The organism is Pseudomonadota bacterium (assembly GCA_018817425.1).
Taxonomy (GTDB): Bacteria; Desulfobacterota; Desulfobacteria; order Desulfobacterales; family RPRI01; genus RPRI01.
Genome location: JAHITX010000139.1, coordinates 12,878 through 37,626, shown reverse-complemented (window position 1 = coordinate 37,626; position 24,749 = coordinate 12,878). Strand labels below are relative to the sequence as shown.

Here is a 24,749-nt window from a genome sequence, read left to right as displayed (position 1 = left end):
GGTTCTTTTCCATAAGTCCAAAGAGATTAAACTTCTACCACAATTACAGTCACATTACCTGTTTCTAACTGCTGCTGCACGAAGGTATGATCCTTTGTTAATTGAACCATTGCATTGTCTCTGAAACGATATATCCTGCTATCGCCAACATGAGCAATAAGTGCTTTACTACCCAATAAAACAAGTGCGGAAAGTGTTGTGCCCATTATATCATCTTTAATCTTTTCATTGGTATACTTGCTGACGATTTTATTATCGGGTCAATAAATCAAAAAAATCTTCCGCTGGTACCGGAGGACTGAATAAATACCCTTGTATCATATCACAGTCATGCTTTCTTAAGAATTCTAATTGATTTTCATCCTCTACTCCTTCGGCGATAACCTTCAAATTCAGATTATGCGCCATAGCTATAATTGTCTTAACAATCGCAGCATCATTAGAATTTGATACAACGTTCCTTATGAAAGAAATGTCGATTTTCACAACATCGAGAGGCAACCGTTGTAAATAATTGAGTGACGAATACCCTGTGCCAAAGTCATCTAACGAAATCTTAATACCCGCATCTTTCAATTGTTCCAGGTTACTGACAGCCCTTTTGGGATCTGTCATGATAGTTGTTTCTGTAATTTCCAGCTCGAGATATTGTGGATCAAGCTTGATATCCTCTATAACTGTTAAGACCTCCTGGACGAAACCTTTTTGTCCGAACTGTCGCGCGGACACGTTTATTGCCACACTAATCCTTTTTGAACAGGCTTCCTGCCACTTTTTATTTTGAAGGCATCCGGTTTGCAAAACAAATTTGCTGATCGGCACGATAAGTCCATTGGCTTCAGCCAATGGAATAAATTTAGCCGGCGAAATCAAATTCCCCTCCGGTGTTTTCCATCGTATAAGCGCTTCCATTCCGATTATTGTTCTTGTAGCTAAATCCACCTGCGGTTGGTAATAGAGCAGAAATTCCTGCCGCTCGATAGCCCTGCGAAGATTGGTTTCCAGCGTCAGAAGTTCAAGGGCGTTTTCATTCATTGATTTCGAATAGAATTGAAAGTTGTTTTTCCCCCTTTTCTTTGCATAATGCATTGCTGTATCTGCGTTTTTGATGAGATTTTCAACATCTTTGCCGTCATCAGGATACACAGCTATGCCGATGCTGGCGGTTATAAAGACTTCACTGCCATCCAGTTCATAGGCTTGTGACAGTTCGTTGAGGATACGGTGAGCAACATGGACGTAATTTTCGGTATCATCAAGCCCGTGTAACAGTACAATGAATTCATCGCCACCCATCCGGGCTATGGGTTCTTCTTCATCAAATATACGTGACACAAAATCGCTGCTTCGCAAGGTATTTAAAAGCCTTGAAGATACAATCTTAAGAAATTTATCTCCGATTATATTTCCAAGAGTATCATTTATTCGGTTAAAATCATCTAAATCAATTATGGCAACAGAAAATGTATGTTTATAACGATTTGCATATTCAATCGTCTTTTTTACGAGTTCTTTAAAGAAATATCTGTTTGGTAAATTTGTCAGATTATCATAGTATGCGAGAAAGTGTATCCTGTCCTCAGCCTTTTTCCGCTCTATACCTAAAGCAATTTCATCCGAAATTGATGATAGTGCCGTAAGAGCCGACTCCTGAAGCGGTTTTTTTGAAAACATCGCCATCACACCCACCAGCTTTTCACCAACTACAAGAGGATGTCCGGCAAAGGCCACCATCTTTTCCAGCTTTGCCCATTCCTGATCACTTATCTGAGGATCTCCGATCACCGTATTGGTCAAATGTGGCTTTTTATTTTCAGCTATTTTGCCAATCTTATATTTTCCGATCGGTATACTTTTATGGTTACCATCGATATGCGTATACATTCCGGCACTTGCCATTAAGTGAAGTGCATTTATATTTTCTTGAAATATCCAGATTCGCGCAAAGGCTGCATCAAGGTTTTTAACTATAGACTCTGTGCAGAGTTGCAATAAAGTTCTCAAGTCCTCTTGCTGCACAAGCGCTTTTCCAATTTCAGCTCCCAATGTTGCTTGACGTGCCCGGTCAATCAGTTCATCTTCAGCTTTTTTTCTATCAGTAATATCGCGGAAATTAAGTTGGATGACCTTATAAGAGCCTTCCTGATAAACATTTCCGACAAACTCCGTGATGACTTGCCGTCCATCAACAGTTTCAAGGATTACCCCATCGTAATGAACAAGACCTTTTTCCCGCAACTCTCTTAGTGCTGTCCCCTTTTTATCAAAATCATTAAAGTAGCGGATTTGCGAAAATTCTTTTCCTATAAACTCTTCATGTTCAGCGTCGAATAAACTCAAAAGAAACGGATTTACATCCTTAACCTGTCCTGTTTCAAAATCGAGAATCATGATACCGTCATTGGATGTTTCGAAGAGACGTCTGTATCTTTTTTCTGATTCTTCCAAATCTGTTTCAATACATGTGAATTCATTCAGGGTCTTCATGGGCCGGACGACCACAATATAAATTGTTAAAGCCGACAAAATGCTCAACAACAAAGTATCGGCAAAACTCATCATATGGGGAGACATCCATTTATTAACTTGTAAGAAAGAGAAAGAAAGCATAATGAGCAATTCGATACCGGCAATGAGGCCAAGCAGTTTGAGTCCTATCACAAAAGAATTTGAACCTGACTTATAATCAGATTTTATTAACATCTAAAACCTCCTCAACAGCAAAAGGTATAGGGGAGTATGGGTGAAGTGATTTTACAGAATTCAGGATATGCCAAACAAAGCAATTGAAAATCGACATGAAATTATTTCAACCACAATCGGCGATTCACTTTTTCTGAGATTACTATTAAAATAGCAGACTTCATTATAAGATACAATCAAAGAATGAATATTGAAATTAACCATTGAGCGGTTTGATAAAGCAAATCTTCCGATCTTTCAACTATTTCAGATACACTCTTTTCACGCGATCCGAAACCGATGTAACAATCTCATAGTTAATGGTGTTTAGCATGGATGCTATTTCATCAACTGTAATAGAATTGCCCTGCTGTTTACCAAAAATCACAACTTCATCGCCTTCTTTTACTTCCGGCATATCGCCTAAATCTATCATAGTCAAATCCATGCATACACGCCCGGCTATTGGAGCTTTCTGCCCGCAAACAAGCATGGAACCTCGCGAAGAAAGAAGCCTGTTGTATCCGTCGGCATATCCGACCGGAACTGTGGCAATGGTTGTTTTTCTGGCTGCTTCATAGGTTGCTCCATAGCTGACTTTGAACCCGGCAGCAACATCTTTTATTTGTGCAATTACTGCTTTAAGAGACATGGCAGGCTGTAAAGATATTTTATTTTTATTTACTTCTTCAGATGGATAAAGTCCATAGATTGATATTCCGGCACGAACCATATCAAGATGGGTTTGCGGCAAATCAATAATTGCCGCACTGTTTGCAGCATGCTTAAGCTTAAACTCAATGTTTTTTGACTTAAGCTGATCTGTAAATTCAGTAAATATTTCAAACTGCTTTAGTGCAAATGATTTGTCAAAACTATCTGCCATTGAAAAATGGGTATATATCCCTTCTGCTTCAATGCCGGAAAGCCTGGCAATTGATTCAACTTCAGCCAGCGCGCTTTCAGGTTTAATTCCGTTTTTATCGTAGCTTCTGAAACAATCGGGCAATATTCCGATTCTTCCCATACCTGTATCTATCTTAAGATGTACCTTGATTTTTCTGTTTTTTGATAATGCAAATAAAGAAAGAGATTTAGCAAAAGAATAAGAGCAGACAGTTTGAATAAGGTTGTACTTTAAAATATCTTCATAATGAGCCGGTTGCGTAAATCCGAAAATTAAAATCGGAGCATCAATTTTCTTTTCTCTTAATAATATTGCCTCTTCTATCCGGGCAACACCTAAATAATCGGCTCCGCTATCAAGAGCACAGCGCGCAACCTCGAAAGACCCATGACCATATGCATTTGCTTTTACTACAGCCATAAGAAGTGAATCAGGATTTGTAATCCGCCTTAATTCACGTATATTATGAGCAATTGCTTTTAGATCAATCTCAGCCCAAAGAATATTTTCAGCCAATACACACTCCCTATAGTTTTGAGTATTCCATGCCAAATGCTTCGGCCACGCCCTTGCATGTTATTTTTCCACACACTATGTTAGCACCGGATCTGATCTCGGTATTTTCTTTAAATGCTTTTTTCCATCCCTTATTTGCAATCTTGATAGCATATGGCAAAGTTGCATTTGTTAATGCAAGTGTTGATGTTTTCGGTACAACGCCCGGCATATTGGAAACACAATAATGGACTACACCATCAACTATATATGTAGGATTTTTATGCGTTGTGGGTTTGGAAGTTTCAAAACATCCTCCCTGATCGATAGCCACATCTACCATAACAGAACCCTTTTTCATGCTTTTTAACATTTCTTTTGTAACCAGCCTCGGTGCTTTAGCTCCGGGAATGAGTACAGCTCCTATGACTACATCAGCCTCTTTAACAAGCTTTCTGATAACAGCCGGAGTAGACATAATAAGAAAACAATTTTTTGGCATAACATCGCTAAGATAACGCAGACGATCCAGATCTTTATCGAGAAGATATACCTTTGCACCTATACCACAGGCCATTTTCGCTGCATTGGTTCCAACAGCGCCAGCACCGATTATAAGAATTGTTCCGGGGTCAACACCTGGCACACCGCCCAGCAGAACCCCCTGGCCGCCATTTCCCATCTCAAGATATTTGGCACCTTGCTGGATTGCCATTCTCCCGGCCACTTCACTCATCGGGGTCAGCAAAGGAAGTGATCCGTCAGATTTTTGAATGGTCTCGTATGCAATATTTACAGATTCTTTACTGATAAGTACTTTTGTCAATTCTTCAAAAGCAGCAAGATGAAGATAAGTAAAAATAATCTGATTTTTCTTAATCAGATCATATTCTAAAGGCATGGGTTCTTTCACATGCATTATCATATTAGCCCGGTCAAAAATTTCGGCAGGTGTTGTTATAATACTTGCACCCGCTTTCTCATACGCTGAATCTTTAAAACCGCTTTCGATACCGGCACCTTTTTCGATCAAAATATCATGCCCGTTTTGCGTCATCAATTCGACACCGGCGGGAGTCATTGCCACCCTATGCTCTTCTTCTTTTATTTCCTTAGGAATTCCGACAATCATGTTTACGCCTTATCCTTATCGCAAATGGTAAAATTTATCAGTTGCCTTAAATTAAATTTTAAATAAAATCTAAACGCGGTTACCCTGATTAATTCCCGTTTGAATTTTTATTCATTACTTTTTCTATTCTCCGCTTACGTCTTTCCATATATTCAGGGTATAAATCGGCATAAAACTTTTTCCACCTTTTATGCAACCAAAGCCATTGATCCGGATATTCTTTTATTATCTTCTCAACAACATCATTCATTAACTGTGTGTTTGTTACCAAATCATCACGCAAGCTTTTTGTTCTTGTTATCTGGATCGGGGGTTCAAAAATTATTCCCAGTTTATTGTCTTTATCTCTGATACAAAAAGCTGGAATCACCGGACTTTTACACCTTAAAGCGACAACTGCCGCAGCTGGAGTTGCTGTTACTTTTTTACCGAAAAAATTAACTTCAACTCCCTCGGAAGCTGTAGTGCTCTGGTCTATAAGAATTGCCAGAATATTACCACTGCGCACGGTCCGGTTCATTTCAGGCAAAGCCCCTTCCTTATCTATTATCAAATTTCCAAACCGGGTTCTCATTTTTAATGCCAATTTATTGATAATCGCAGAATCTATCTTTCTTGCAACAGAAGTCACAGAATGGCCAAAATAACAGGGAATATACAAAGAGGCTGACTCCCAGTTACCTATGTGAGCAGAAACCACTACAACTCCATTTCCACCATTAATCGCATTACGCAAATGCTCCTCACCTTTTATTATATGTATATTTGCAAGAACATTTCTCTTATTAAAAAAAGACATTTGTATGATTTCAATAATAGTAATCCCAAAATTTTGAAAAACTCTTTTAGAAACTTTTCTTATTTTTTCATTATCCCATTCAGGATATATAAACTTTAAATTACTCTTTGTTGTCCGCCTGTGAGACGTATCCGTATAATACAGAACAGCCCCAATAATTATACCAAAAACACATACTATGCTTTTTAATATTTTTCCTGTAAAAAGCATTTTTTTATCTTTTATCATATCTTCTTTCATTAAATATTTTAAATAATACGGTATAGCTTAAATATCAGGTTTATAAAATCAAATTTATAGGGATATTTCCAAAAGTTATAAATTATGATACACATCACTGATGTATATATTATAGTATTGATATACAATCACGCACTTATTAATAATTTAAACAGAAAAACAGGCTGTTATCAACAATTATAGCTTAAATAAAAACTATCCCGTAATTTATCAAGGATTTTTTTTAAGGACAACCAATTATAACGCATGAAATTAGCTTTTTGTTTATTTAATTATTTTCCTTTCGGAGGTCTTGAACAAGACTTTCTTAAAATCAGCACAGAATGCCTTGTTAGAGGGCATAGTATTGATATTTATACAATGAATTGGGAGGGAGAAAAACCGGACGGAACAACGGTTATTTCTGTACCGTACCGGGGGAAAAGCAACCACAGCCAGGTTGCCTCATATGCAGCTAATCTATTAAAACTAATTAAGCAAAAACATTATAATCTTGTAATAGGATTTAACAGGATCCCCGGACTTGATATTTATTATGCTGCAGATGTTTGTTTTGCCGCACGAATAAAAACACAACGCTCATTTTTATCCCGATACACACCCCGCTACCGCTTGTTTTCTGAATTTGAAAAGGCTGTTTTTTCCAGGGGCGCAAAAACCGAAATTATCATTCTTTCCGAAAAGGAAAAGCTGATTTATCAATCCATATATAATACCGGGGAAAGTAGAATCCATATTGCACCTCCGGGTGTTGATAAAGATTATATTCGCTCATCTTTTGGCATTGAAACCCGGAATAATATCCGCAATAAACTCGGACTTAATAAAAAAGATATATTTGTTTTAATGATAGGATCACATTTTCATACCAAGGGAGTAGACCGGTCAATAAGAGCATTGGCCTCCCTGCCATCTTTAATGCGGGAATCAACTTATCTTTTTATTATAGGCAAGGGTAAAGAAAAGCCATACACCAAACTGGCGAAAAAACTGGGTGTGGAAAATAATGTTCGTTTTTTAGGCTCAAGAAGTGATATCCCTTTATTTCTGGCAGGAGCCGATTTTGTTCTACAGCCTTCGCGCATTGAAAATACCGGCAATGTAATAGTTGAAGCCATTACCGCAGGAGTTTCGGTCATGGCAACGGATACTTGCGGTTACGCCGTACATATTGAACGTGCAGATGCAGGCATGATACTGCCTTCATCAAAATTTAATCAAAAGACAATGAACAATATGCTAAAAGAAATGCTTACATCAGATAAAAAAGAAGCCTGGAAACTCAATGCTTTGGCATATGCCGATAAAACCGATCTTTATAATCGAGTCCAGATTGTAGCTGACCTTATTGAAGATATTGCAAAGAAAAATAGTGGCAAACAGTAAATGAATATTAGCAATTACAATACCCCGATATCAATTATAGAAAAACCGGAAAATGATGGCGAAAGGCTGATAATCAACCGAAACTATCAGGATGTTTTATCTGATATTGGTTTTACAAGTTTTGATGTAGCCTGGTCTGATATGAACAGTGAATTGATTGAACAAAAAAAAGACAGAAGTATTCTCCGTCTACAATTTCCTCTTACAAAAGAATATAAAATAAATAACTATGACAAGCTGACTAAAAACATTTATTTTTATATTAAAAAATTCCGGCAGAAATTAACTTTAGGGCAAAGAGTAAAAAGTATATTCATGAAAGCAAATTTTTTTCCTGAAGGATTAAAAGAATTTAATAACTACTGTCTTTTTCGTAAAAGCGGTTTAGCTACAGCTGCCCCAGTAGCAGCCGGAAGCATGTTTTCTTCTTCTAAGGTTGATTCTTTTTTTATTACGCAGGACTTTACCCCTTTTATCGAACTTGAAAATATTATCCTAAATCAGTCTGAAACACTTCATGGTAAAGAAAATCATATCAAAAAAAGAAATATTCTTCGTGAAATAGCCTTATATGCGAAAAGAATGCACGATTGCGGCATCAACCATAAAGACTTTAACGCAACACATATTCTTCTTCAAAACCAGGATACACCAAAGCCTTTGATTGCTCTTTTTGATCTGCAAAGAATAGATTTAAATCCGTTTAATCGCATGCGCTGGCCGATAAAAGCTTTTGCCGAATTAAACTATACACTGCCGTCATCTATTTTTACTGAAGAAGACAGGCTCTTTCTTTACTTAACTTATAAAAACAAAAAACAGCTTTCTGCAACCGACAGATTGCAATATTTATGTATAAAAAGAAAAACCGAAAAGATTGCAAGGCATAGCAAAAAGAAAAACCTTGCGCCTAAGACTGCTCTTTTTGAAAGATAAAAGAATCAAAAAATTTCCCTTTCTTTTTTTCTAGCGACAAATTAAGCCTTTTAGCATATTCGCCCGGATCAGCAGCTTCAGGATGTGAAGAATCAAATTCCTTTATCATTTTCATTCCATTTTGGTTAGGTTCCAAAAAACAAATAACCGCATTCGGTTTAGATATACGGATAGATTCTTGTAATACTTGTATTCTATCTTTTTCATGGATATGGTGTAATACACCAAAAAAGAAAATTGCATCAAAAGTACTATCATCAAATAACATATCCTGAGCATCAAAAGCTTTAAATGTTATGAAATGATCAACACCGATTTTCTTGGCATCACTAAGCCAGTCTTGCTTTGAATAGATTGAATCATCGGATTCGGGTTCTCCCGTCAATACGTTATAACCATTTAATGCAAGTAATATTGCAAAATAACCCTTCCCGGTTCCGACATCCAATATTTTTGCATTTTGGGGTAAATTTAAATATAAAATTACTTCGTTTGCATCTTCAGCTATAAAGCCAAATTGTTTTCCTATAATTTCTTTTGCTTGATTAACATCCATTTTATCTACTTCCCTTTTTAGATTTATGAACAACCTTGAACTTTGGCTTGGATATAATTTGCACCTTGCCTTCACCTGCAAAGAAATACTGCCGGATTCTTTGAAAAATGTTTATTACTGATAGAAAGAGAGTAACGCAAGTTTTAGTGAGCTTGTCAGTGCGCCTGGTAAATGTCAGGAGAACCATAACGAATTCGACTGCTTGTTATATCTTATGAGCCAGTTTCAAAACGCCCCATTTGGGCCGATCTCTGCGTTGGGCTCAAATTTCGCACGAAGTGAAGCATTAGCGCTATCCTCGAAATACTCAATGTATTCCTGCGGTTGAAGTTTTCGCCCGCCTTGAGCTTGACCAAACTGAAACGTTTTGAAACTGGCTCTTATAATAAGCCTTTAAAATCGAGAATCATTTTCACAAGGGATACCATCGTTATCGCCATCCATTTTTGTATCAGGACAGTTCCGAATAAAGAACTCAGCCTCCGCACGAGAAGTCATTTCACTGCAATATTGCCTACCATCACATTTAAACGATTCATTGTGTGAATAGTGTTGTTCGCTTTCTGTTTCAGTGGGTTCATACTCTGCCGCCATATCGGCATATTTTGGTTCAATATATTTACCATAAATGGACCAGCCTATTGCGATGGCGATAGCAAGAAATAGTAATTTTTTCATAGTCTTTACTAACCCAGCTGCCTGTTTATCCTAAACATAACAACGTTTATATTTTTCAATAAACTGAAATAATTTTGCATACCGTCCTTTTCCCCAATCTTCAAGCATCTGATCTACATTCATACTTTTAAAGATACAGAAAATTTTACAATTTAGGCATTGCTTCTGTTTAATCTCATCTAGTATAATTCTTTTTTTTAAATCATCCACAATAAATTCTCCGCATCCCTTAACTAAATTATAAAACAGAGTTTTCATTTTTGATTAGATTCTATAATTATCATGATTTTCGATAGAAATCTATACCCAAAATCCGTTATTGATTTTTATAAAGGTGTAATTTTGGTATTATTTAATAAAAAACCAGTCCAAAATACTTAAGCCTACATTATATTATCTTACCGTTAACCTTGACAAGGCCTTTCCGTAAACCGTTTACACCACTTCTACCCAGCCAGTCCCCTGTGGCATCCGACGAAGACATACGATACAACTCCAATATGTGTAATAGATATATGATTGACAGAAAGAAGCCGCTTTTCTATTATTGCAAATAAATAAGGTTAGATATAATATAAGCATGATATTGGAATCATCCGAAGGAAGGTCTTATATATAGATCTTCAATTCTGTCCTGAGCTTTAAGGAGGAATTATGAAAGCAAATAATTTGAATAATGATAATATACCGGGATTAACCCGTCGAAAATTTATATGGATGTCTTCTCTGACATTAGCTGGAATATTAACGGGTTGTGCGATAAACCCTGTTACGGGGCAAAATCAGTTTATGCTTGTTTCAGAAGATTCTGAAATTCAAATAGACCAGAAAAATTCTCCCCAGCAGTTTTCCACAGACTACGGAACAATTCAGGACAATGCTTTAAATAACTATATAAACCAAACAGGCAAAAAAATTGCTTCCGTAACTCACAGGCCCAATATGCCATATACTTTTCGCTGTGTTAATGCTTCATATGTTAATGCCTATGCTTTTCCAGGTGGAAGTATTGCCGTAACAAGAGGTATTCTTGTAAATCTTGATAATGAAGCTCAGCTTGCTGCATTGCTCGGACACGAACTTGGTCATGTAAATGCAAGACACACCGCAGAACAGATGTCAAAAGGAATGCTGACTTCTGTTGTTGCCGGAGGCATTGCGGCTTATGCCGGATCGAAAAATGAATCATACGGCAAGATTGCACAAAACCTTGGAATGTTAGGATCGGGAATGCTTCTTGCCTCTTACAGCAGAGATAATGAGCGTGAAGCTGATGCACTTGGAATGGAGTATATGGTAAAGGCCGGTTACAGTCCGGATGGCTTTATTGGTCTCATGGATATGCTGAAAAGCACGTCCAAACATACTCCCGATGCGACAGAACTGATGTTTTCTACTCATCCTATGAGTGAGGAAAGATATGATACTGCGCTTCAAAAAGTCAGCACCACTTACAAAGATTACCGGAATCAGCAGTTTTACAGAGAACGTTACATGGATAATACTGCTAAACTCAGAGCTATTAAACCTGCGATAGAAGAGATGCAACAAGGCGATTTGGAAATGGGGAAACAAAATTATCAGACAGCAGAAAATCATTTTAAAAAAGCACTATCGCTTGCTCCCGGTGATTATACCGCTCTGGTTATGATATCAAAATGCCTTTTGGTGCAGGATAAGTTTAACGAAGCATCAAAATATTCGGAAACTGCTAAAAACGTATACCCTCAGGAAGCCCAGGCCGTTTATATCTCCGGATTTGCAAAGATGAAGAAAAAAGACTTTGAATCTGCTTATCAGGAATTTTCTAATTATGAAAGTACTCTACCAGGAAATTCCAATACAATATTTTACAAAGGTTTTTGTTTAGAGAGTATGAATAAGCAAAAAGAATCGGCATCCGAATATAACAGATATCTTCAGATGGAAAAAAGCGGCGACAATGCTACTTATTCTTACAAGCGACTTGTTGAATGGGGATATATAAAACCGTCCAACTGATATTTTGCCACTTAATAATATAATCCGTTAAACAAACTAAAGACATTAACTTATGCACCCAATCAATATACCGGAAGAACTACTGCCGGATTTAAACAGCAGGCTGGATTCCTTTCACAGCACATTTTATCAAACAGGGATTGATATCAAGAATGATCCGGAAACATATTTTGAACTCAAGCTGATTTTTGCTTTAAGTGATTTTGTAGCAAAAGCCTGTACAAGAACCCCATATATACTAGTGGACCTTTTAGGTACCGGGGATCTTAATAGATCCTATAATGGGGAAGAATATGCAAAAAATTTACTAAACCTTTTATCGGATACAAAAAGTGACCCCGATATAGGAAGTATTTTAAAAATATATCGTTGTCGTGAAATGCTGCGGATTGCCTGGCGTGATCTATCGGGGGCAGCCGACTTTTCTGAAACAGTTAATGACCTATCGATTTTTGCAGATTCATGTATTGATGCCGCACTATCCCGTCTTTATGAAGGCATGAAGTCAGAATTCGGAACACCCTTAAATTTGAAAGGCCAGCCACAAAGACTTGTTGTTATCGCTATGGGCAAACTCGGAGGCTATGAACTTAATTTTTCATCAGATGTTGATCTTGTATTTGCTTATCCGGAAAGAGGAGAAACAAAAGGCGGGGAAAAAATAATAAGCAATGAAGAATTCTTTGTCCGGCTTTGTCGCCGTCTTATAACTATTATCGGAGCAACTGGCTCTGAAGGTATGGTTTTCCGGGTAGATTTACGTCTTCGCCCTTATGGAGAAAATGGGCCGATTGTTATGGACTTTGACAGCATGGAAGATTATTATCAGGAACAGGGCCGTGACTGGGAGCGATATGCGCTGATAAAAGCAAGGATAGTTGCAGGCGACAAAACTGCCGGAAAAATACTTTTAGAAAGGCTCAAACCCTTTGTTTACAGGAGATACCTTGATTTTGGAGCTATTGATTCCTTAAGAGATATGAAGAAAAAGATAGATCTCCAGGTCAGGCAAAAAGAAATGAAAGATAATATCAAGCTGGGACCGGGGGGGATAAGAGAAATAGAATTTTTTGCCCAGATCTTTCAGCTTATACGCGGAGGAGTGATTCCTGTTCTTCAGGAACGGAAAGTAATAAAAGTATTAAAAATTCTTTCCGAAAAAAATTATATTCCTGAAGATACCTTAAATGAACTTGAACATGCTTATTATTTTCTGCGTATTGCAGAAAATCATTTACAGGAATTTTCCGATAACCAGACTCATGACTTGCCGCAAGATTCTGTATCGGAAATTCGCATGGCCGTTTCTATGGGTTTTTCAGACAAAAAGGCATTTCATGCAGAGCTTGACCGGCACAGGAAAAATGTGCACCGCCATTTTGGCAGTCTTCTTGATACAGGAGAAAACGGTGCAGTTAATAATGAAGATAATATTGAAAATCAATTATTTGATGTCTGGCAATTTCCTGACAGGAAAGAAAATAATATAAGCATTCTCACATCAGCCGGTTACAAAAGACCTGATGAAGTAATTAATCTGCTTATGCATTTTCAAAATGATAATTCCACTCGGACACTTAGCGGCAGCGGGAGGCAAAAGCTTGACAAATTACTGCCTTTAATCCTTAAAGAAACAGGCATGTCCGATGAACCTTTTGTTGCGTTAAATCGTATTGTAGATCTTCTTAAAGCAATTGAAAAACGCACATGCTATTTGTCTCTTTTATTAGAAAGCCCGATTGCAATGAAACATCTTGTAAAACTGGCTAAATCAAGCTCATGGATTGTATCATTTCTGGCCCGGCATCCGGTACTTTTAGATGAACTTCTTGATCCAAGAACTCTTTATGTGCTTCCTCAAAAAGAAGAACTCAAATTAGAAATCAAAAAACGGCTCGAAATGGTTTCTTCTGAAGATCTTGAGTATCAAATTGAACAGCTTTGTATATTTAAACAGGTAAATACTCTTCGTGTTGCTGCTGCAGATGTAACCGGCGGTCTTCCTCTAATGAAAGTTAGCGATCATCTTTCATATATTGCCGAAGTAATAATAGATAGGGTGCTTAAACTTTCATGGAACCATCTTGCTCAAAAACATGGAGCACCGGATTGTATCCTAAACCGGAATAAACCCGAAAAGGGTTTTACGGTTATAGCATACGGAAAACTTGGCGGTCTTGAACTGGCTTACAGTTCCGACCTTGATCTTGTGTTTCTTCATTCAGGTATTGATGGCCTGACATCAGGCGGCCCAAAGCCTATTGAAAATTCGCAGTTTTTTGCAAGGCTCGGACAAAGAATGGTACACATATTGACATCCTATACACGTGCAGGAATGCTTTATGAAGCCGACATGAGGCTCAGACCAAGCGGAGGGGCAGGACTTCTTGTCAGCAATATTGAAGGATTCAGAGAATACATGCTTAACGAGTCCTGGACATGGGAGCATCAGGCAATTGTGAGAGCTAGACATGTAGGCGGAGATAACAGCCTTGCAGAAAGATTTCAACAAATCCGTCAGGAAGTACTATCACGCCCAAGAGATAAAGAAAAACTTAGAAAAGAAGTAACTGAAATGCGTGAGCGAATGAGAAAGGAACATTTAAAAGTTGAAGAGGGTATGTTTGATTTGAAGCAGGATACGGGGGGTATAGTAGATATTGAGTTTCTGGTTCAATATCTCGTTTTGTTAAAATCGAGTGAATTTATCGAGCTTACAAAATGGACCGACAATGTTAGAATCCTTCAAACGCTCGCAGAGACGAAAATAATCGATGAAAACACTGCTCACTTTTTAAAAGAAGCCTATCTAACATACAGATTGACATCTCACAGGCTTGGCCTCCAGGAAAAGGCTGCAAAAGTAGAAGAAAGCCTTTTTACTGATATAAGGGAGCAAGTTAAAACAATCTGGGATTCTTTAATAAATAAATAATATTTTAGAGCCAGTTTCAAAACGCCCCATTTGGGCCGGCGTTCAAGCATTTCGCCATAAGAATAAGGAACAGGCGAATTATGCTTGCTGATTATATAAGTATATTTTGCCATCAAAGAACGCGGCATTTATCAAAAGGCGCTATATTCTGAGGATAGTATAGATTAACTAATTCTTATGACCACAACTGTTTATTTACAAGCTCAATATCATCTGTCTTCAAATGGAAGGGATAATTTCTTATCTTCGGAGGAGGAAAATTACCATAGGGCCTGTTACATGCGACCATTCCGTCTTTTCCTTTACAACCACTGGTCATAAAGGGTAGCCCGGAATTAATAATTTGATTCAATTCAAATTCCGGTAATCCAAAATCTTTTATCTGTCCCAAGTTATCGAAATCGAAATTATTGATGCCGGTAATATTTTCATCAATCAGATACCTGGCCAGTTGAATTCTTCGATATTGTCCGACAGGAGGTGGTTGTTGCTGTTCCATTTGTGAGCCAGGCTCAGGATAAAACGAGAAGAGATGAGTGCCTCCACCCATATCGGATGACCTTTGGATAGTTTCGACCATTTCTTTTTCTGTCTCACCCAATCCAACAATGAGATGAACTCCGGAGTTTTCGCCGCCATATATTTTAATTACTTTCTGATAAGTATCCCAGTACTGTTCCCATCGATGAGGGCCTCTTACTCCTTTGCCCCTGTATTTATCGAACAACTCCGGTGTAGCTGCATCTATGGCTACGCCTATCTTATCAGCACCGCTTTCCTTATATTTAAGCAAATCAGCTTCCGTGGTAATTGTAGGACATATAAGAACCGAGATGGGAGTATCCAGTTTGGCCCTTATTTTTTCTATAATGTAAACTGCATCTTGAGGTGACTTCTTTCTGGTGATCATGGAGATGCAGATTCTTTTGAACAAATTTTTACTTGCGTTCATCTTTTCTATGATATCTTCCAGAGCGTAGATGGGCCAGTCTACCCTGATGAAACTATTTTCTTTAGAATTAATTAACCTGTCTCTTGAAAGACCGCAATATGCACAATTAGCAGTACATCCATTGGAATAAATTTGCAGCAAATTGATACAATATAACCTGGCATTTCTATAGAAACGCCCATTTTTAAAACCAAGAGTTAATGCAGCAGCCATACTCATCTTCAAGTATTCAGGGCTTTGTTGTTCCATATTTCTTCCTTCGATATTCATTCCCCCTTAACAAAGGGGGATTAAGGGGGTTGTTTCCTTGTTCAATATTGGATATTCAAATTACTTTCATATGCCATCTTGTCCGGGAAGGTTATCCGAAAATCTTTTTATCTACCTTGATTATATTCTGCCTCAACCCCAATTCATCATATCCATATCCCATGGCAATTCCTAATGCCTGAGTTATGGGTAAGGAAGGCAGAGTCTTTGTATTTTTATCTTTTACTTTTAATCCCATCTGATTTACATCATAGGTCATCTGGCAATTTCCGCAGGCTGTTAAAATCATACTTATATCTTTGGCAAAACAGGTTTGCAGATTTTGTTTCAAGATATTAATGCATGCATCCTGGTTTGTAGCGATCAAAGTTTCCCCGCAGCAGGCATTCAAATCAAAGATTTCAGATATAAAGCCAGAGGCAAAATCTTTAACGGCATCTTTTGTAAAATTCATTATTTCGGCTGGCCGGTAGATCTGACAAGGATGCTGCATGGCAACCTTAAAATCCAGGATTATTTTAATATGATTTTTTACTTTCCCAATTCCAATTTCTTCAGCCAGAAGTTTTAAAATATGTATGACCCTTGTCTTGTTATTGAATTCAAGCCCTATTTTTCTTAGAATCTGCTTCACATGGTGAGCTTTGTCCATATCACTTTCCATTAGCTGCTTTGCTCTGGATAAGGTATTGGTGCAGCTTCCGCAAAGAGTCAATATATCCAAATTTTTACTTTCCGCTATGGCAAGGTTTCTTGCGGCTACCGCAAGCCATAAATCCTCATTTCTTGATTCAAGCATTTGTGAACCGCAGCAACCAAAATCAAGATCAACCAGTTCTATGCCTAATTTTGTCAATACTCTTCTGGCGGAAATTTCATAATATGAAAGCCTGTAAGGTATAATACAACCTCTGAAAAAAGCGTATTTCATTGAAAGTCCTTGGGCATACATATCTCAAACAATTGCAAATAATCATTGTTTTCTTTTTCTTTCATGGAAAAAGCATTACCGGAAATTATTATCCCGGCTATCAATCTTTTATAAGCTTTCGGGTAATTTTCGGATCTTCTCCGAAGACTAATCATAAGGTCTCTGGGCCTAAAGTCTGTTGGGCAGGCATCATCGCAGGCAAAGCACATGGTACAATGCCATATCTCTTTAGTATCAATAAGATCTTCTTCTTTTCCGGCAAGATGCTTTCTGATTATATTGCCGATTCCAAAACCGAAAGGAGTGAGGGGACACACTTTTTCGCAATCCATACAACCAGTACACTCAGACACAAGCCCCTCCTGTAATACTACAACAAGTCTTATGAAATTCGATTTCTAAGCCGTATTCCTTTGCTCTTTTTATCGCTGCATCAGACCAGATAGCGATCCGGTTTGCTCCTGAATCTATAGCCAGAACTTCCAATTCTTCGCTTACCTTTCCTCGCGGGCGGGCGCAACCTAGTGAAATCAGGGTATTTGGCATCTTTATTCTTGCCATAGCTATGAGCCTTCCCACCTCAGATGGATCAGGCGGTAATACATTTTGTATCGGGGTTCCAGCCAAAGGCATTAATACTACAATAACCAAAATCGGGGGTTCAAATTCGGCTATCATCTTTAATGCATCCCATTCCCCTTTAATCTCTCCATAGTTTAAACCTGCAACAATATGAGGGGCGATAGGAATCCCTACCTGTTTTAAAGCCTTTAATGAATTTTTTATTGATTCAATACCTGCATTTGTGTGGCAAACGTTCTTAAAGGTTTCATCGTCTCCGATTACATCAATTAATGCTTGATCTACTCCTGCATCCTTGAATCTTTTGGCCGTTTCAAGATCTATCAGACCGGAATGGATAGATATGTTTAAGTCAGTAAGTCTTTTAACTTCAGAAATGGCATCAATAAAAGGCTCCCACGGTATTCTCCCATTTTTGAGACAACCGCCGCTGATCAGACAACCTGAATTGCCAGACTCATTTATCTTTATGCATCTTTCAACCAATTTCTCCGGGGTGGTAGCAGGAATCATGGATTTTAAAAGTTTACCGCCACAATGGTCGCAGTTTAATTCGCAGCTTTCTCCGGTAATTGAAATAGCAGGATATTTCCCTTTTTCTTTATTTAAGGTTATCATCCCCGGAAGATAGAAATCTATTTTTTTTCCCCATTTTTCCCAGGAAAGTTCTCTGGCTTCTGACAGCAGCCCGGATACATCTTTATTTTCTCCAATACCCATCAAAGCCCACCCATGTCTTTCGCAAGATTTGATCTAATTGATCGTCCTTCCAGTGATTATCCAATAACTTTCTTTTTTGATGAGCATTATCAAGTGATCTTTGAAACAGACCCTTCCATCTTTTTTCATATTCACCAAGAAGCGTCAGATCCTTTTCTTGAATAGCTTTGGCAACAACTTCTCCTGCGATCTTTCCGCAGGAAATGGCCTGGGAAATGCCTGCACCGGTTATTGGATCTGTCTGTCCGGCGGCATCTCCAATTATCAATATGTTTTCATGTGGGCTGGTATCAAGATACCCGCCCACCGGAATCAACCCGGCAGTATAAGCAACTGCGCTCTTGTCTTTGATCTTTTCTTCCTTTTGTAATCTATCCAATAAATGTTTTAAACATGTTGATAGTTTTATGCGGCCTATCTTATTGTTTATTCCTACACCAACATTTGCCGTTCTGCCTTTGGGAAACAACCAGCCATATCCACCCATATATTCCATGCAGAAATAGATGCATGTTGCTTCTATCGGTTTATTGAGAAGTACTTCACATTGTGCGGCAGATACAAATTCTTTATTTTTTCTGTTTATCCATCCGCCTACTGTGGAGTTTGGCCCATCAGCCCCGATAATCACTTTTGCCTCAATACATATTTCTTTGTTTCCCGTTCTGGCAATTAACCCTGTCTTATTACGGGAAAGAGCAATAGTTTTGATCATCAGATCAGCACCATTACTGATTGCATCCAGGGCCAGTCCTTTATCAAATAGCGACCTGTCAATTATATACCCCGGCGCCTTTGTTTCTACTACATCACCTCCCGGCATGTATGTTATCATCATACCGACTTCCTGAGTGATACAGCGGCTATTAAAATTAACCTGTTGCATCAATAGCTTGGGAATGTGTTCAGCGCATTGAACCGGCGATCCTATACAAGCCTTCTTCTCGATAATTAAGGTGCGAATTCCCTTCTCGGATGCAACCCTGGCTGCAGTTGTACCAGCAGGTCCTGCCCCTATTATCACTAAATCATAGTTTAATATCTGACTCAACTTCTCATTCCTCATTCCAATCATCTTCCACACTTTTACTACAAGCATAATTGGAGGCATATAAAATGCCACCCTACGGCAGGACTGTATTCCCCCTTATAAAAGGGGGACAAAGGGGGTTATTACACTCCGCCGCAATCCCCTAATTTATGAAGTTTATCTATAAAAACGAATATCCAATATCGAACAAATAATTTCGAATTATGAAATAGTTGGCGTGGTATAAATCCCCGCCCTACATCATCTGCCGTAGGGCGGCATTTTATATCGCCACGAATGCTTCCTGTTTTTGTCTTTGGGAATAATCCTCTATATCAAAATTATTCTTTTTCTTCGACATTCATTATTCCTTGTTCTATATTCGATATTCAAATGAGCCACTTTCAAAACGTTTCAGTTTGGTCAAACTCAAGGCGGTCGAAAATTTCAACCACAGGAATACATTTAGTATTTCGAGGATTGGAATTTGAGTCCAACGCAGAGATCGGCCAAAATGGGGCGTTTTGAAAGTGGCTCAAATTACTTTCATATAGGTCTTAAGCTTTGTCTTAAGGTCGATAGCTATTTAATATCTTACTGATCAATCCTGCATCCAGTTCGGTCTGACCTTTAAAAACACTGACATAGGCATCATTTTCTTTCCCCAGCTCATAACAGGTAGTATTTTCAATATCGATCAATATGCCGGAAAGCCCGGCCATCTCAAAATCCTTCCGGTGTTTGACATAAAATTGTCTGCAACAACTTCCGATATAAGACTTTATCCCTTTAGATTCCATATCGGCAAATGTTTCCATCAAGTCCTCAAAACTGGTAATAGTAACAGGATTTAACCCCTTTTCATTTGCCAAACGATAAGCATCTCCAACACTGCATTCCCCGCAGTCCACACACTCCCTTTTGTGTCTATGTTCACAATCAACAAGCTTGGCGCAATAAGGAAGCAATAAGTAAGATGGTTTCTTTTTGATTATCTGATCAAAAGTACCATTTACGGTAAAGATCCTGTTAGCTTCAGGCGAAGAGATTCCATGTTTTAAGCATTCAACTTTTTTTACCGCCTCATATATTGCATCGACGAAATCCGAGGGAGAAATATCCGGGAATAATCCCTTTCCCTTTTCAAAAAAATCAAAAACGACTTCCTGTATTCTTGCTCTTTCCGCCCGTGTAAATTTTAAGGTCGCTTCCAGATCAAATAAGGCGCTTTTCGGATGGGCAAAGAAATCACCCGTAATTAAAACACTCTGAATGATATTGGTCTCAACATTAATCGTTAAAGAGACCTGAATTGATCCGCCTTTTGTCCTGTAACTTGAGGTTAAGATCGGAAGTTTTTCAACAGATCCTTTTCTTTGGTAAATCCACTCATTCGATTTAAATCTATCTATCTTATTTTTAAACAGCCCTTGTTCATATTCTGTAAGGCCCTCTTCTGCAAATTTGATTTTTAATGTTTCTTCAAAACCTTCTTTTATCGCATCCTTTACTTCGCTCAATTTTGGCAGGTATCCCAGTTCCCACTTAAGACTTGTAGTGCGTTCCCTGGCGGATTCTATCCCTTTATCCATTAACTTTTCTGTAGGGATTCTAAGGGATTTTAACATGGTATCCACGTCAAAATCCATAAGTAAGGTTCCCTGAAACAAAAATGCGTTTTTTTCTTCAGTTCCTCCTGTCCCGGAAATCTTTTTACCTGCTACTTCTATATCGTTTTTAGGACGATATTTAGCATCAATACCAAACCTCTTTAACCCAAGGATAACAGCCTGACATATCTTCTTAAATAATATCTCAGGATTTGCAGCTCCTAATTCCTTTTTGGAAGCATATATTCCCCACCCAAGCTGGGAACGATCAAAAAATATAGCTCCGCCCCCGGTCATTCGTCTGTTAATATCAATGCTTTGTTCTCTGCAATAACTTGTTCTGATTTCCTGCTCTACACTTTGATAGTAGCCAACAAGGACTGCTGGTGGGCTAAATTGTAAAAAACGAAGAGTATTTGGAACAAGTTCTTTACTTCTCGCTTCTAATATTAAGTCATCTAAGGCCATGTTTTCAGCTGCACTCAAGACTCCCGTATCCAATAAGCGCCAATTTTTCATTATCAAGCCCCTATTTCAAAGGTCAGAGGAATACTTCGAATATTTTCGCATACGGTATCAAGCTGTTTTTTTGCCCCGGACATCAAAAGAAGGATGCCTTTATGCACGCTTAAAGCAAAAAAAAGACCTTGTGAGTTTTCATTAAAAACCTTATATATTTCCGGAACGCGGCTGTTCATTGTAAGAAACTTTATGGTATCATGATCATCAGGAATCAGATCCTCCAGAAATCTTTTTTCCCAGATTTTCATATTTGATTTAAGACTTTTTTCCCCTGGATTAAGATAAGTTGTAACAATTCCTTCGCCTTCCAAACCCATAAGTTTAGCGCCAAAATCATTAATAAAAAAAATATTGGATGCATTGTCAGGGATTTGGTTTTGATGGAATTGATCAAGATTTCCATTATGAAAAAGCACTTCTACTTCTTTATTTTTCCTGACAGGCAATACTATATTTTCTATCCCATCAAATTTATCAGACAGTTCTTTTGAAAATGATGGGCCTTCAATAATCCTGTGCAATGGATAACCGGCATTATAAAGTGTTTTATATTTACTGCCATAAGTAAATTTTATTGCCGAAAAGGTTGAGGACAACTCAAATAATGAAGAACCAAGAGTTTTGTTATGCAAAGAATTGTAACCTATCCCACCTTCTTTAATAAAGCTGCTGATTGTTTTTTTTTCGCTCAACGGCTCAACAGGAAGACAATATTCTCCCAGTTCGGCATTTACCTCGCTAATAGTAGCGTCGCCGTTTAACTCAACAATTTCAGTATCTATCCATGTAAGTATTTTATTCATTTTTCACCGGATTAATTTTGGCAGCATCAATGTGATATCCTGAACTTCTATTTCACTTCCTATTCTTCTTGCCCCTTCTCTTAAATTAACCATACAGGTGGGGCAGGCGGTGGCAATGATTTGCGCACCCTGTTCTTCTGCTTCTTTTACTCTGTCTTCGGCTATTTTTGCCGCCAGATCAGGATCACTTGCAGCAAATGGACCTCCGCAGCACATTGCCTCATCTCTGTTATAGTCAAACTCAAGCAAATCAACTCCTGGAATTGCTTTTAACAAAGCCCTGGGTTCTTCATAAGTTTTGCAATGTCTTCCGATATCGCACCCGTCAAAGTAAATAATTTTGTTTGGAAATTCTTTTTTGAATACAAGTTTGCCCTGTTCAACCAACTGATGGAGAAGTTGAGTTATATGCAACACTTTATATTTTTGAGGATATTTGTTTTTTAAAGTTTTATAACATCCGGCACATGAAGCAAAAACAGTTTTAACTTCAAGCTTATCAAATACTTGGATATTTTGCTGCATAAATTCATTTGCCTTCTCTTCTTCACCCATTCGAAATAAAGGATCGCCGCAGCAGCTTTCCGAATTTCCCATCACATTAAAATCAAACCCTACACTTTCTAAAACCTTTATAATAGATTTGGCAATCCTATTGGAAGAATATGAAGATGAACAGCCAACGAAATACATATTATTACTTTTTTTGTGCTCACGATATTGGGGAGGAAGCCATGCCCCTCTTTCTTCTTTATCTTTAGAAAAAGGGTTTCCACATTTTACCAGATTATCTCTTAGCATTTTTTGGGATTCAGGAAGTTTCCCAGCTTCTACGAACTGTTTTCTTAATTGTGAGACAATTTCAAGATAATCAACTCCTGTGGGACAAATCTCATTGCAGTTTCCACATAAAGCACATGTATAAAATGATTCAATAAGATCCTTGTCATATTCCAGTCCGCCTTCAATATATTTTTTCAGAAGATACATCCTGCCCCTTACCGTTTGGCTTTCAAAACCCACATTCTTTGATACGGGACAGCCAAAACGACAGAAGCCGCAACTGGCGCAGGTATAAACATTTTTGGAAATTAAATCTTTTATATCTTCTTTCACTTTCTGCCCTTTAGAAGCTTTAAAGAATTATTTATAAAACTATCCGGAAGGCGATTTGCACTTTTTGCAAGAAAAGCAAAAAGAGGCGTCGCATGTTTCATCAATATAAAAACAAGAGACAAAAAGATATCAGGGATTCTGCTTTCAACTGTTTTGCCCGGATTAAGTATGTTTTTTGAATCTAAAGTCCTTTTTATCTCTTTCATTACATCAAGTGATTTGCCATGAATATCTGCCATCTGGTTTGAGTTGAAAAGCCCAATCCCATAAACTGCGCCATGATATTTTTTCCCTGTTTCAGCTATTTCACGGGTATAAGAAAGGGTCTTCATAAACTCATATTTTTCTCTTTCATCTGTCAGTACTACAGGAAAAACACTTATGGCGCCATTATCACTACAGACACCTTTGAAAGCGAATCTTTTTCCCTTTAAAACGGTTTTCCACTCATTAAGCGCCTGTCCCAGGAACCTTGCAGGAAGTCTGATCTCCTGAGTCAATAGTGTCGGCCCTAGGCTTTTAATGCTAAGAGCTGTTTTATATCTGTTTCCCCATTCTTCTTCTGCCATTTCATCGGATAATCTTGTGCCACGGCAAATAGTGTTTATTGCTTTTTCTTTTTCCTGCAACTTACCGTTTATATCATTTAAAGTAACTGCTAATATCATTTTACTTTCAGGTAACCGGCTTCCTTTTTCTCTTAACAATCCGATAAAGCCTTCATCCATGATGTTATAATAATAAGGACTTATTTCGTTTAACTTGATAACAGCCTCCAATCCTGCATCAAAACTGTCAAAGCTAAACAACATATGTTTCATATTATTTTTTTTAAATATTTTAATAGTTGCTTCACAAACTATTCCCAAAGTCCCTTCCGAACCAACAAAAATCCATGAATCCCAAGGATTGGTTTGTATAACCGTTCCATCAGGGAGTACTACTTTAAGAGATATTATATGGTCACCAAGTGGCCCGTGCTGGGAAACACCAATTCCGGAAGAACCACCTGTTGCAATATAACCGCCGATTGTAGCAACAGGGGCGCTTGTAGGACAAGCGCCCAGATGAAAGCCATACTTTTCAACGGCATTTGATAGACGTTTCCACTCTGTCCCGGTTTCAACCGTCACATAATCATCTTCAGTGTTTACTTCTATAATACGATTCATACCGCTTAGATCTAAAACTATGCCTCCGCCAATCGGCAGGACTCCACCAAGCCCCCATGAACCTCCACCCCTTGGTGTAACGGGAATGTTTTTTTGAAAAGCATATTTCATGATGTCTGCAATGTGTGATAAATTGGCGGGCCTTACAACAACATCAGGCTTAGCTACACCAAATCCCTTAAGCAAATCATCCGGCAGCGGGGCCAGATCATGACTATAGCAAATACGATCAAGATTGCTTTCGCTTATCTTTTCCTTACCGACAATTGCCGCTATATCTTCATATACAGACAT

At 38.1% G+C, this 24,749-nt stretch carries 20 protein-coding genes; 4 read left to right on the top strand and 16 right to left on the bottom strand.

The annotated features are described in order from the left end of the window. Positions 1-26 precede the first annotated feature (26 nt). From KKC46_22725 to KKC46_22705, 5 genes are all read right to left on the bottom strand, one after another. Complete coding sequence (locus KKC46_22725; GenBank protein MBU1056618.1) at positions 27-206, bottom strand: hypothetical protein; 180 nt, start codon at positions 204-206, stop codon at positions 27-29. Positions 207-252: 46 nt separating this feature from the next. Continuing rightward, positions 253-2,703: an EAL domain-containing protein gene (locus KKC46_22720; GenBank protein MBU1056617.1), complete on the bottom strand. Its 2,451-nt coding sequence runs from the start codon at positions 2,701-2,703 to the stop codon at positions 253-255. A gap of 241 nt (positions 2,704-2,944) precedes the next feature. Next, on the bottom strand, positions 2,945-4,105 hold the full coding sequence (gene alr / locus KKC46_22715) for an alanine racemase (protein MBU1056616.1): 1,161 nt from the start codon (positions 4,103-4,105) through the stop codon (positions 2,945-2,947). 10 nt (positions 4,106-4,115) lie between these two features. Next, positions 4,116-5,216, bottom strand: a complete 1,101-nt coding sequence (gene ald, locus KKC46_22710; protein ID MBU1056615.1) for an alanine dehydrogenase — start codon at positions 5,214-5,216, stop codon at positions 4,116-4,118. A gap of 88 nt (positions 5,217-5,304) precedes the next feature. Beyond that, entirely contained in the window at positions 5,305-6,243 is a 939-nt protein-coding gene (locus tag KKC46_22705; protein MBU1056614.1) for a hypothetical protein, read from the bottom strand. 258 nt (positions 6,244-6,501) lie between these two features. Here KKC46_22705 and KKC46_22700 point away from each other — a divergent pair, with 258 nt between their 5' ends. Together KKC46_22700 and KKC46_22695 are read left to right on the top strand one after the other, a co-directional pair. Next, on the top strand, positions 6,502-7,641 hold the full coding sequence (locus KKC46_22700) for a glycosyltransferase family 4 protein (GenBank protein ID MBU1056613.1): 1,140 nt from the start codon (positions 6,502-6,504) through the stop codon (positions 7,639-7,641). Then, complete coding sequence (locus KKC46_22695; protein MBU1056612.1) at positions 7,642-8,577, top strand: lipopolysaccharide kinase InaA family protein; 936 nt, start codon at positions 7,642-7,644, stop codon at positions 8,575-8,577. Here the strand turns inward: KKC46_22695 and KKC46_22690 are convergent. Then, complete coding sequence (locus KKC46_22690; protein MBU1056611.1) at positions 8,552-9,133, bottom strand: class I SAM-dependent methyltransferase; 582 nt, start codon at positions 9,131-9,133, stop codon at positions 8,552-8,554. The two genes, KKC46_22695 and KKC46_22690, sit on opposite strands and share 26 nt — an antisense overlap. A 393-nt stretch (positions 9,134-9,526) precedes the next feature. Further along, complete coding sequence (locus tag KKC46_22685) at positions 9,527-9,811, bottom strand: excalibur calcium-binding domain-containing protein (protein MBU1056610.1); 285 nt, start codon at positions 9,809-9,811, stop codon at positions 9,527-9,529. 654 nt (positions 9,812-10,465) lie between these two features. Between KKC46_22685 and KKC46_22680 the strand changes: the two genes are divergently transcribed. Next, positions 10,466-11,812, top strand: coding sequence for a M48 family metalloprotease (locus KKC46_22680; GenBank protein MBU1056609.1), 1,347 nt, complete (start codon positions 10,466-10,468; stop codon positions 11,810-11,812). 52 nt (positions 11,813-11,864) lie between these two features. Beyond that, positions 11,865-14,747: a bifunctional [glutamate--ammonia ligase]-adenylyl-L-tyrosine phosphorylase/[glutamate--ammonia-ligase] adenylyltransferase gene (gene glnE, locus KKC46_22675; protein ID MBU1056608.1), complete on the top strand. Its 2,883-nt coding sequence runs from the start codon at positions 11,865-11,867 to the stop codon at positions 14,745-14,747. Positions 14,748-14,922: 175 nt separating this feature from the next. On the opposite strand, the gene KKC46_22670 is transcribed toward glnE, so the two are convergent. From KKC46_22670 to KKC46_22630, 9 genes are all read right to left on the bottom strand, one after another. Next, on the bottom strand, positions 14,923-15,969 hold the full coding sequence (locus tag KKC46_22670) for a radical SAM protein (GenBank protein MBU1056607.1): 1,047 nt from the start codon (positions 15,967-15,969) through the stop codon (positions 14,923-14,925). 91 nt (positions 15,970-16,060) lie between these two features. Then, complete coding sequence (locus tag KKC46_22665; GenBank protein MBU1056606.1) at positions 16,061-16,900, bottom strand: CoB--CoM heterodisulfide reductase iron-sulfur subunit B family protein; 840 nt, start codon at positions 16,898-16,900, stop codon at positions 16,061-16,063. Next, entirely contained in the window at positions 16,897-17,253 is a 357-nt protein-coding gene (locus KKC46_22660; GenBank protein ID MBU1056605.1) for a (Fe-S)-binding protein, read from the bottom strand. The genes KKC46_22665 and KKC46_22660 overlap by 4 nt, the downstream gene beginning before the upstream one ends. Next, a complete protein-coding gene (locus KKC46_22655) occupies positions 17,246-18,202 on the bottom strand; it encodes a radical SAM protein (GenBank protein ID MBU1056604.1) in 957 nt (318 codons plus the stop codon). Before KKC46_22655 ends, KKC46_22660 begins: the two co-directional genes overlap by 8 nt. After that, the gene (locus KKC46_22650) at positions 18,183-19,313 is read right to left on the bottom strand and encodes an NAD(P)/FAD-dependent oxidoreductase (protein ID MBU1056603.1); all 1,131 of its coding nucleotides are present in this window, start codon (positions 19,311-19,313) and stop codon (positions 18,183-18,185) included. Before KKC46_22650 ends, KKC46_22655 begins: the two co-directional genes overlap by 20 nt. A gap of 488 nt (positions 19,314-19,801) precedes the next feature. Next, the gene (locus KKC46_22645) at positions 19,802-21,361 is read right to left on the bottom strand and encodes a DUF116 domain-containing protein (protein MBU1056602.1); all 1,560 of its coding nucleotides are present in this window, start codon (positions 21,359-21,361) and stop codon (positions 19,802-19,804) included. A gap of 2 nt (positions 21,362-21,363) precedes the next feature. Next, positions 21,364-22,167 (bottom strand): hypothetical protein, encoded by an 804-nt coding sequence (locus KKC46_22640; protein ID MBU1056601.1) that lies wholly within the window; start codon positions 22,165-22,167, stop codon positions 21,364-21,366. A 3-nt stretch (positions 22,168-22,170) separates the two neighbouring features. Continuing rightward, positions 22,171-23,283: a (Fe-S)-binding protein gene (locus KKC46_22635; GenBank protein ID MBU1056600.1), complete on the bottom strand. Its 1,113-nt coding sequence runs from the start codon at positions 23,281-23,283 to the stop codon at positions 22,171-22,173. Beyond that, entirely contained in the window at positions 23,280-24,749 is a 1,470-nt protein-coding gene (locus tag KKC46_22630; GenBank protein MBU1056599.1) for an FAD-binding oxidoreductase, read from the bottom strand. Before KKC46_22630 ends, KKC46_22635 begins: the two co-directional genes overlap by 4 nt.